General features: G+C 39.1%; 11 protein-coding genes. All 11 read right to left on the bottom strand.

Annotation, left to right across the window (positions count from 1 at the left end):
* Window positions 1–136: 136 nt before the first annotated feature.
* The gene (locus NXS10_RS08480) at window positions 137–892 is read right to left on the bottom strand and encodes a bifunctional hydroxymethylpyrimidine kinase/phosphomethylpyrimidine kinase (RefSeq protein ID WP_373318063.1); all 756 of its coding nucleotides are present in this window, start codon (window positions 890–892) and stop codon (window positions 137–139) included.
* Between the two features lie 123 nt (window positions 893–1015).
* Window positions 1016–2152 (bottom strand): molecular chaperone DnaJ, encoded by a 1137-nt coding sequence (gene dnaJ, locus NXS10_RS08475; RefSeq protein ID WP_259139429.1) that lies wholly within the window; start codon window positions 2150–2152, stop codon window positions 1016–1018.
* A 174-nt stretch (window positions 2153–2326) separates the two neighbouring features.
* Complete coding sequence (gene dnaK, locus NXS10_RS08470) at window positions 2327–4156, bottom strand: molecular chaperone DnaK (RefSeq protein WP_259139427.1); 1830 nt, start codon at window positions 4154–4156, stop codon at window positions 2327–2329.
* A gap of 84 nt (window positions 4157–4240) precedes the next feature.
* On the bottom strand, window positions 4241–4783 hold the full coding sequence (grpE, locus tag NXS10_RS08465) for a nucleotide exchange factor GrpE (RefSeq protein ID WP_259139425.1): 543 nt from the start codon (window positions 4781–4783) through the stop codon (window positions 4241–4243).
* Window positions 4784–4826: 43 nt separating this feature from the next.
* On the bottom strand, window positions 4827–5858 hold the full coding sequence (gene hrcA / locus NXS10_RS08460; protein ID WP_259139423.1) for a heat-inducible transcriptional repressor HrcA: 1032 nt from the start codon (window positions 5856–5858) through the stop codon (window positions 4827–4829).
* A gap of 127 nt (window positions 5859–5985) precedes the next feature.
* A complete protein-coding gene (locus tag NXS10_RS08455; protein ID WP_259139421.1) occupies window positions 5986–6438 on the bottom strand; it encodes a glucosaminidase domain-containing protein in 453 nt (150 codons plus the stop codon).
* A 106-nt stretch (window positions 6439–6544) separates the two neighbouring features.
* Complete coding sequence (locus NXS10_RS08450; protein ID WP_259139419.1) at window positions 6545–7288, bottom strand: M15 family metallopeptidase; 744 nt, start codon at window positions 7286–7288, stop codon at window positions 6545–6547.
* Window positions 7278–7976 carry a histidine phosphatase family protein gene (locus NXS10_RS08445; RefSeq protein ID WP_259139435.1) on the bottom strand — a complete coding sequence of 233 codons (699 nt, stop codon included), beginning with the start codon at window positions 7974–7976 and terminating at the stop codon, window positions 7278–7280. The genes NXS10_RS08450 and NXS10_RS08445 overlap by 11 nt, the downstream gene beginning before the upstream one ends.
* Before the next feature lie 95 nt (window positions 7977–8071).
* Complete coding sequence (locus tag NXS10_RS08440) at window positions 8072–9409, bottom strand: PFL family protein (RefSeq protein ID WP_259139417.1); 1338 nt, start codon at window positions 9407–9409, stop codon at window positions 8072–8074.
* Window positions 9410–9420: 11 nt separating this feature from the next.
* On the bottom strand, window positions 9421–9687 hold the full coding sequence (locus NXS10_RS08435; protein ID WP_259139433.1) for an ACT domain-containing protein: 267 nt from the start codon (window positions 9685–9687) through the stop codon (window positions 9421–9423).
* Window positions 9688–9802: 115 nt separating this feature from the next.
* On the bottom strand, window positions 9803–10030 hold the full coding sequence (locus NXS10_RS08430; RefSeq protein WP_259139415.1) for a hypothetical protein: 228 nt from the start codon (window positions 10028–10030) through the stop codon (window positions 9803–9805).
* Between the last annotated feature and the right edge of the window lie 277 nt (window positions 10031–10307).

Below are 10307 nucleotides of genomic sequence, written 5' to 3'. Positions count from 1 at the left end.
CAGATGTTGGTTACCTAAGGGAAACAAAAATGCGACTCAACAAGTCGCATTTATTGAAAACTGAATCACTAACTGTCCAAAGAAAATACTAGATGACAAACCTCCCAGAGAGATTTGCAAAAGGGCTTTTTACTAATTAAAAAAGTTGATTAACACCGTAGTCATCTGCGTGTGCAATCGCTACACAAACAAAGTCCTTAGACAAACGAACAGCTTCTTTGATAGATTTCCCTTGAGCCAGTTGGCTAGCTATGCTTGAAGCAAAAGTACAACCCGCACCAACATTGTTACCATCAAGGAGAGGAGCAGATAAAAATGTAAACTCTCTTCCATCATAAAAGAGATCAATAGCTTCTTTGTCATCAAAACGATTACCGCCTTTGATAATGATATTGTGAGCACCGAGCTCATGTAGATGCTGTGCAGCTACTTTTATATCGTTAGTTGTCTTAATCTCTATTTGAGCTAACAATTGTGCTTCTACTAGATTGGGAGTTACAATGGTCACATAAGGGAAAAACTTAACCAACTCATCTCGTAGCGAGCTGACTTCTAAATCATGCTTTTCTTTGCAAACCAAGACAGGATCTAACACAACAGGCGTCGTCTTATGATTTTGGACAAAATGTAGCGCTTGCTCTGCTACATCAACATTTGGTAAAAGCCCTATCTTGATTGCTGCAAAGTCAACATTTACCAAACTATCAAGCTGCTGTTTAACCACGGTCGCCTCAATAGGAATAACCTCAAAACCATTGGACGTAAGAGCTGTGAGACAAGATACTGTCAAGAAACCATGTAGCTTATTAACTGCAAAAGTTGTCAAATCAGCATGTAAACCGCCTCCACTAAAAATATCATTTCCTGAAATTGCTAAGATATTAGAGCTCATCAAAAACCTCCATATTTTTTTATAGATTATACCACTCTTGTCTAACCGCTCTCAAGCCTGTAAAATCTCATCTGTCTGGGGACAATCTAAAAAATACTCTGAAAAAACAGAGCATTTTTTAGATCATTCTCCCTCAAAAGCGTCTTTAACCTTATCGAAAAATCCTTTTTTCTTAGGTTTTGAGATACTGTCATCACTGGCTTCAGCAAAGGCACGAAGGGCTTCTTTTTGCGCATTATTGAGCTTAGTTGGAGTAATAACTTTAACGGTCACATGCTCATCACCTTGTCCACCACCACGCAGTTTAGGCGCTCCTTTACCTCTTAGACGGAACGTCTTACCTGTTTGTGTACCTGCTGGGATAGAAAGCTCTACATCACCATGAACTGTTGGAACATCAACAACATCACCAAGTGCCGCTTGAACAATACTCAAATTTAGTGTGTAGTAAATGGTTGATCCATCTCGTTCAAATTTATCACTTGGCTGAACTGTAATCATGACAAACAAATCACCGTAAGGACCACCATTAAAACCTGCCTCCCCTTGACCTGTGAGGCGGACTTGTTGACCTGACTCAACACCTGCTGGAATTTTGACAGAAACCGTATGTTTCTCCTTTTCGTGACCAGTACCGTGACAAGTTAGACATGGATTTTTAATTTCTTGACCTGTTCCATGACAAATATCACACGTCACTTGACGACGCATAGTTCCAAGAGGGGTTTGCATATCAACAGTAACCACTCCTTGACCATGACACTTGTGACAGCTCACAGGAGCCGTGCCTGGCTTAGAACCTGAGCCACCACAAGTATGACAGGTCGCTTCACGGTTATAAGTGACCTCTTTTTCAGTACCAAAGATAGCCTCTTCAAACTTGAGTTGAACACGGTATTGAAGGTCGTCCCCTTGACGTGGTGCATTGGGATTACGTTGCGCAGCACCACCAAAGAAACTAGAGAAAATATCTTCAAAACCACCAAAGCCAGCTGTTCCATCAAACCCACCGAAGCCACCTGAGCCACCGTTAAAACCATTAGCACCTGATGGTCCATATTGATCATAAGCAGCACGCTTTTGCTCATCTCCTAGAGTATCATAAGCTTCCTGAACTTCCTTATACTTCTCCTCAGCTCCAGGAGATTTATTGATGTCTGGATGATATTTTTTAGACATTTTACGATAAGCTTTTTTTATTTCATCTTGGCTAGCATCCTTAGACACCCCCAGACGATCATAATATTCTTGATTATTCATATGAGATACAAAAGGCTTTAAACGGTTACAACTATCTTTTTGATTCCGTCTCTAGCCCACGTTCAGTAACGAACGCTTTTCCTTTCTACATTTTCTCTTTTTACAATAAAACAGGCGGAGCGAGGCGCCCCGCCTAAAATGCATTTTTATCACATATAGATTAGTGGACTTCTTTTACTTTTCTGTAAAATCACCATCAACAACGTCATCGCCATTGTTTGCTGAATCAGTAGATTGTGCACCGTCAGCACTTGCTTGTGCTTGTTGAGCTGCAGCGGCTTGTTCATACATTTTAACAGCCAAGCCTTGAGCTTTTTCATTAAGGGCTTCAAGTTTTGCTTTCATATCATCAAGGTTACCAGACTCTTGAGCGGCTTTCAACTCATCAAGAGCTGCTTGAGCTGCATCACGTTCTGTATCAAAACCTTTGCCTTCTGTTTCTTTGATTGTTTTTTCAGTTGCAAAGATTGCTTGATCAACTTCGTTTTTAAGATCAACTTCTTCTTTACGCTTAGCATCAGCTTCTGCATTAGCTTCTGCATCTTTCATCATTTTTTCGATTTCTTCATCAGTCAAACCGGAGTTAGATTGAATGACAATATGTTGTTCTTTTTGCGTACCAAGGTCTTTAGCTTTAACTGATACGATACCGTTTTTATCAATATCAAAGGTTACTTCGATTTGAGGGATACCACGAGGTGCAGCTGGAATATCAGTCAATTGGAAACGTCCAAGCGTCTTGTTATCTGCTGCCATTGGGCGCTCACCTTGAAGAACGTGAATATCTACGGCTGGTTGGTTGTCTGCTGCTGTTGAGAAAACTTGTGATTTAGAGGTTGGGATAGTTGTGTTACGGTCAATCAATTTTGTAAAGACACCACCCATTGTTTCAATACCAAGTGATAATGGTGTGACATCAAGAAGAACGACATCTTTCACATCACCAGTAATCACACCACCTTGGATAGCAGCACCCATAGCTACCACTTCGTCAGGGTTAACAGATTTGTTTGGTTCTTTACCAGTTTCAGCCTTAACTGCTTCAACAACCGCTGGAATACGTGTTGAACCACCCACAAGGATAACTTCATCAATTTCAGAGATTGAAAGACCCGCATCTGACAAAGCCTGACGAACTGGAGTTTTGGTACGTTCAACGAGGTCACGCGTCAAATCATCAAATTTAGCACGTGTAAGACTTGTTTCCAAGTGAAGAGGTCCAGCGCTACCAGCAGTAATGAATGGAAGTGAGATCTGTGTTTGAGTAACACCTGAAAGATCTTTTTTAGCTTTTTCAGCAGCATCTTTCAAACGTTGAAGAGCCATTTTATCTTGGCTAAGGTCAATTCCATTTTCGTTCTTGAAGTCAGCAACTAACCAATCGATAATTTTTTGGTCGAAGTCGTCACCACCAAGTTTGTTATCACCTGCTGTAGCAAGTACGTCAAAGACACCATCACCAAGTTCAAGGATAGAAACGTCAAAGGTACCACCACCAAGGTCAAATACTAAGATTTTTTCATCTTTATCAGTTTTATCAAGACCATATGCAAGAGCGGCTGCAGTTGGTTCGTTAACGATACGTTCTACTTCAAGACCAGCGATTTTACCAGCATCTTTTGTTGCCTGACGTTGAGCATCGTTGAAGTAGGCAGGAACTGTAATAACAGCTTTTGTTACTTTTTCACCAAGATAATCTTCAGCATAACCTTTAAGGTATTGAAGAATCATTGCTGAGATTTCTTGTGGAGTGTATTCTTTACCATTTGCAGAAACTTTTTCAGAAGTCCCCATTTTAGATTTGATAGAGATAACTGTATCTGGGTTAGTCACTGCTTGACGTTTAGCAGCATCACCAACAATGATTTCACCATTCTTGAATGAAACAACTGAAGGAGTCGTACGGTTACCTTCTGGGTTTGCGATAATTTTTGATTCAGTTCCTTCAAGAACTGCAACGGCTGAATTTGTTGTACCTAAGTCAATACCAATAATTTTAGACATATGTTATTCCTCTTTTATTATAATTTATCTTTTTTACTTTCAGTTGTAGTTTTATGACATTGCGGTCAAATCGTTTGCTAATAATTAGCTATAAACAACAACCATAGCTGGACGCAACAAGCGTTCGTGAAGTTTGTAACCCTTTTGAAGCACTTGAGCAATGCTATCTGCAGGGTGCTCTTCATCAGCTGGAAGAGTTTGAACTGCCATATGCAAGTTGTGGTCAAAGCTCTCAACAACCACTTCTTCAACACCCTCTTCATTAAGCGCACGAATCAAGCTGTCACGTGTCATTTCAAGACCTTTTTTCACATCATCTGTCAACCCTTCAACAGCAAGTGCTCTTTCTAAATTATCCAAACTTGGTAAGATTGCTTTGGCTAAATCTTGTGAACGATATTTTTGCAATTGCTGACGTTCTTCATTGGCACGGCGCTGAACGTTTTGCATTTCAGCATGCGCACGAAGGTATTTGTTTTCAAATTCCTCAGCTTTTTCCTGTGCCAACTCTAATTCTGTTTTTTTAGGAGTTTTCTCCTCAGCCAATTCCTCAACAACTGTCTCCTCTACCTCTTCCTTAGCTTCAATGTTTTCATTTTTGATTTCTTCTTTTGCTTCTTCTGCCACTAAATCGCCTCCTCTAATGTTTTTATCTCATATTCTTCTTGATTTAATGAACTTCATAGTGATTGCTATTGAGATAACGATAGTAATCGGTTAATTTTGCTACCAAAACACGACTAACAATATTAACCAAACTAGTCGAACGCTTATAATCCATATCAACTGGACCAATCAAAGCTAAACTTCCAATTCCCCGATAAGGAATCAAAAATTTGCGACTAAGAACAGTCAAGTCACTAAGTGCAGCTACTTTGCTATCAGCAACTTGAACAGATGTAATATGCCCATCTGCCACACTATCCCTTAAGACCCTTGCAACAGCTTGTTCGTCATTTAAAAACTGATAAGTCCCAAGCGTAGCATAGTTAAGCGAGTGTACCTTACCAGAGATAAAGACCGTTTCATCAAACAAACTCTGAAAAAGATAATCAATCAGCGCCAAAACGCCATCAACTGTTTTAAAATAATGTTGGATAATTTGAGGAATCTCCGTTCTTAGCTTGTAATGAATAGCCATCAGTGTATTACCTAGCAAACGCTCTGCTACGAGTCGTTTCAGTATCATCAAATCACGTACCAAAAAACTCTTTGGAATCGCAAATTGAACAGTCAAAGATTTTGACTCATCAAGCGTCATAACAGCAAGTGCATCGTGGCTACTCAACTGCACAATATCAAAACTTGTCAACCGTTGATTGCTTGGCTCAACATCCAAAACAATGGCGGTATATTCCGTCAAATCACTCAAAAGATTTGCAGCTTGCTTTAGAATATCTTCAAACCTATAAGCCTCAAAATCAAAGGCTTTAACTACTTGATAGACATCAGCCTCGTCAGCACTTTCTGTTAAGGAATGTTCTACGAAGTATCTAAATCCTGCTGCACTTGGCATACGACCGCTAGACGTATGTGCTTTCTCCAAAAGACCTAATTTTTCAAGTTTTGCCATATCATTCCGAATAGTAGCACTACTTGAAGCAATCACATCCTTTAGCGTCTTAGAACCAATAGGCTCATGCGTCTGAGTGAACATCTCGACAATCAAATTCAAAATATCATTTTGACGTTGTGTAATCATCTCATTCACCCTTTCTTTTTAGCACTCTGATATTAAGACTGCTAATTTATGTTTCTATTATACCTCTTTCCAAAAGAATGTCAAGAAAAAAAGCCAAAAAATTAGCACTCTTTTTTTAAAGTGCTAATCACTTATCATAAGCCTTTAATCGATAAACTTTTATAATGGCTTTTATTTTTCTAGCATAGTCCTTACTCCTAGAAAATCCAGAATGCTGTAAAAATTCAGCTAAGGTATCAACATTTTTAGTAGCAACAAATGCCTCATAACTTTTTGAGCTACCAATTTGTCCTGCTTTCAATTGCATAAGGTAAGCACTAATACTCTCTTGATAGGACTTGTAACGTGCATAGCAAACCAATTGTCCTTTCGTGTTGCGTAGCCAAATAGCATGACGCTCAGGGGTTACTTGACTATTAAAAAGATTATTATAACGTCTCGCCAATAAAGTCCTACCAAAATCTGACTCAAAGCTCGCCTGAGCAATAATAATGGAAGGTCGTACCCCATAAGCATGTGCTAACTTCTGACTAATAGGAGCGATAACTTTGACAAATGCAGTTTTTGTTTGTGAAGTCATTGATTTTTCATAAGCAAATAATCCTCTAGAATGCATAAGTAAAGGCAATACAAAAATAAAAATAAAAACTAGTAAGCTAATCACAGCTTGTATCAACGAAAAGCGCTTACGCATCTCTTTCCTCCAGCAATGACACATATTCTTCTAAAGTGAGATTATGCTTTGTCATATATTCTGCGGACTTTTTACCCACATAACGGAAGTGCCAGTCCTCATAATCAACACCTGTACTTGACGATTTTCCTTTTGGAAAACGCAAAACAAAACCATATTGAGGTGCCAATGCTTGTACCTGCTTAGCAACCGTTATATCACTTTGGTTCAATGCATCTACTGTACTCATATCAATAGCTAACCCCGTTTGATGTTCACTAGCTCCTGCTGGTTGCGAGTAGGTCTTTACCAACGTTTCAGCATCAGATTCTGATAAACTTGGATTAGCTGCCATTTCCTGCTGAACATAACTGTTAAACAATCCTTCTTGATAGCTCACACTACGATAGCCTGAGATAAGATGTTCACTTGAATCGATTGCTTGTGCGGCACTGAGGAATGATTCAACATTAGCAGCTATACGTGCATCGACTGATATACCGTTGACTGTTGCTAACTCTGGATTCATTTCCTTTGTAATATGATCACGATTAACCAAAACTAACTCCCAATCACTAACTGAAACATTAGGAAGTGAGCTTGTCTTTTTATTGGATGAGGCGGTTGATTGGCTAGTCTTAGTCGTAGATATAGGTTGCTTAGTATCTCTCTTACCTCCCACAAAATAGATTATTGCTAAAATAAATACAATAACAACAATGCCGAACAATAAACGCTTTACAAAACTAGTTTTCATTTTTCTCCTCTTCTAATAGACGACGTCCCTTTTCACGATAAGACATATCCCCTATTTTTTCAATACAAAATATTCCATCTTCATAAGTTACAACAGACACACTACCATTATCCAATTCCAAACCTCTAGGTATTTTAGAGTCAATCAACCACATCAAGGTTGCAATGGTCATTCCATGACTGACAATAATAGCATTTCCGCCGCCATCACTTTCTATCTCATCAGCGATTGCTACAAATCCTAACCAAATACGATTTTTGAGGCTCTCCCAACTTTCAGCCCATCCTGCAGTATCTACTTGTTGGATACCTTCTGCAATTTCTTGATAAGTCAGGTTTTTAATATCTTTATTAAAAATTCGTGGTAAGACTCCGCCAAACAACTCACCATTATAAGCGCCATCAAGACTACCAAAACACCATTCACGAATGCGCTTATCACGTGTATAAGGAATAAAGTCTTGCTGACAAGCCGCTAAAATAATTTCTAACGTTTGTATAGTTCTACCACTATCACTTGAAAAAGCTTTCTTAAAAGAAATACCCACTTGTTTCAGACCAATTCCTAATTCGTAAATACCACGCTCTCCTTCCTTCGTCAAAGGTGTATCGCTCCAGCCCTGTGCTCGACCAATCGTATTAAACATTGTCTTTCCGTGGCGTACAATGTATAGACGTGTCTTAGCCATATTTCCTACCTCCAAAAGCTTTTCTTTCATTATAACAAATTCTAAAAGGCTTTCATATAAAATACTTAAAAAACTCCAGAGTCATGGAGTTTGAATTAGTTTTTAAAACTGTGGATAGGGGCTGGGATTTGACCACCACGTGCAATAAAGTCTGCTGAAGAGTGTTTATTGACCGACATAACTGGTGCTGTTCCTAGTAAGCCTCCAAATGTAATCATATCGCCTTCTTTCCCTTTGGGAATAATCCGCACAGCTGTAGTTTTTTGATTGATAACTCCAATCGCTGCCTCATCAGCAATCATAGCAGCAATTGTTTCTGCCGGTGTATCTTCTGGAATAGCAATCATATCAAGTCCAACTGAACAAATAGCAGTCATAGCTTCTAATTTTTCAAGATTCAGAGAACCAGATTGCACTGCGGCAATCATCCCTTCATCTTCAGACACAGGAATAAAAGCACCAGACAAGCCTCCAACTTGATTACAAGCCATGACTCCACCTTTCTTGACTTGATCGTTTAAGAGAGCAAGAGCAGCGGTTGTTCCATGTGTTCCCACTGTTTCAAGCCCCATTTCTTCCAATACACGAGCAACGGAATCTCCAACAGCAGGTGTTGGTGCCAAAGATAAGTCAACAATACCAAACTTCACACCCAATCTCTCACTTGCCATTTGCCCAACTAATTGACCGATACGAGTGATTTTGAAAGCTGTTTTCTTAACCGTTTCAGCCACCACATCAAAACTTTCACCACGTACTTTTTCTAAAGCACGCTTAACAACACCTGGTCCAGACACACCGACATTGATGACAACATCCGCTTCGCCAACACCATGAAAAGCCCCTGCCATAAAAGGATTATCTTCAACCGCATTTGCAAAAACAACTAACTTCGCTGCACCCATGTCAGAGAGCTTTGCTGTTTCCTTGATAATCCGACCCATATCACGAACAGCTGTCATATTAATTCCTGACCTTGTAGAACCAATATTCACAGAAGAACACACTTTATTAGTTTCTGCCAAAGCACGAGGAATAGAGTTGATCAAAACTTCATCACCTTTTTGATAACCCTTTTGAACTAAAGCAGAGAAGCCACCTATAAAATCAACACCAATTTCATGCGCTGCCTTATCTAACACCTTAGCAATTGACACATAATCAGTCGCCTCAGTTGCTGCACCAATCAATGAAATCGGAGTCACAGATACACGCTTATTAACAATAGGAATACCTAGCTCACTTGCAATCTCATCTCCCACCTCAACAAGTTTGCTTGCTTTGGAAACAACTTTGTCGTATATTTTAGTCGTTAAACGATTAATATCTGTATCGACACAATCAAGAAGCGAAATTCCCATCGTAATGGTTCTAATATCAAAATTTTGCTCCTCAATCATATTTATTGTTTCTTGAACCTGCTTAATATCCATCATTTTTCTCCCTATATATTGTGCATCGCATCAAAAATAGCCGAACTTTGAATATTGATTTTCACTTTCAGCTCTTTCCCCAAAACTTCTAGCTGATTCCGCAAATAGGAGAAATCTTGCTTATCGTCACTAGACACCACCGCCATCATCGTAAAGTAATCATCCAAAATAGTCTGTGTAATATCATCAATATTCAAGCCCAATTCCGCCACTTTTGTCGAAACGGCTGCAACAATTCCAGACTTATCTTTGCCAACAACTGTGATAATCGCTTTCATCATATGCCTCCAAAAATCTTTTTGTCTAGTTTACCATAAATACTAAAAAATTGCCATTATATCCGAACAAATTTAATCTAAGCATCTATTTTATACCGTTATTTCCGATAAAATATCAATTAAATACCCCATTCTCCCTATCCACATTGAGAGCCCACATATAATGACGATAAAAGCTCTCCCTCTCCTCTAACAACTCTGGATGTTGTTGCATTAAACGATAAAATAACAACCTACTCTCCCACATAATCTTCTCTCTTCTTTTCTCATCATATCCCATCTGTAGCTGATAAATAAAAGGTTTGACAATGAGAAACAGATATTCAAAATCTAAATTCTTCATGAAGTACTCCTTAGCTTTCTTTGATAACTCTATTATAATACGTATCTCTAAAAAGGAACATGACATTTTTGTCATGTTCCTTTTTTAAAAAATAGTGTAAAGCTATAAGCAAAAATAAAAGAGAGACGATAATCTCCCTACTCACTAGTAAACCCCCGACCTCTCGGGTATGAACCGAACGCTCTAGCCAGCTGAGCTACACCGCCATCTACATCGGGAAGACAGGATTCGAACCTGCGACACCTTGGTCCCAAACCAAGTACTCTACCAAGCTGAG

Origin of the sequence: Streptococcus sciuri (genome assembly GCF_024814375.1) — a bacterium.
Lineage (GTDB): Bacteria > Bacillota > Bacilli > Lactobacillales > Streptococcaceae > Streptococcus > Streptococcus sciuri.
This window is presented reverse-complemented; position numbering and strand designations above follow the sequence as displayed.

What these genes read in the sequence shown, in the direction of transcription:
- NXS10_RS08480 (WP_373318063.1), bottom strand. Translation starts at nt 892, where the DNA reads ATGAGCTCTAATATCTTAGCAATTTCAGGAAATGATATTTTTAGTGGA.
- dnaJ (WP_259139429.1), bottom strand. Translation starts at nt 2,152, where the DNA reads ATGAATAATCAAGAATATTATGATCGTCTGGGGGTGTCTAAGGATGCT.
- dnaK (WP_259139427.1), bottom strand. Translation starts at nt 4,156, where the DNA reads ATGTCTAAAATTATTGGTATTGACTTAGGTACAACAAATTCAGCCGTT.
- hrcA (WP_259139423.1), bottom strand. Translation starts at nt 5,858, where the DNA reads ATGATTACACAACGTCAAAATGATATTTTGAATTTGATTGTCGAGATG.
- NXS10_RS08455 (WP_259139421.1), bottom strand. Translation starts at nt 6,438, where the DNA reads ATGACTTCACAAACAAAAACTGCATTTGTCAAAGTTATCGCTCCTATT.
- NXS10_RS08450 (WP_259139419.1), bottom strand. Translation starts at nt 7,288, where the DNA reads ATGAAAACTAGTTTTGTAAAGCGTTTATTGTTCGGCATTGTTGTTATT.
- NXS10_RS08445 (WP_259139435.1), bottom strand. Translation starts at nt 7,976, where the DNA reads ATGGCTAAGACACGTCTATACATTGTACGCCACGGAAAGACAATGTTT.
- NXS10_RS08440 (WP_259139417.1), bottom strand. Translation starts at nt 9,409, where the DNA reads ATGGATATTAAGCAGGTTCAAGAAACAATAAATATGATTGAGGAGCAA.
- NXS10_RS08435 (WP_259139433.1), bottom strand. Translation starts at nt 9,687, where the DNA reads ATGAAAGCGATTATCACAGTTGTTGGCAAAGATAAGTCTGGAATTGTT.
- NXS10_RS08430 (WP_259139415.1), bottom strand. Translation starts at nt 10,030, where the DNA reads ATGAAGAATTTAGATTTTGAATATCTGTTTCTCATTGTCAAACCTTTT.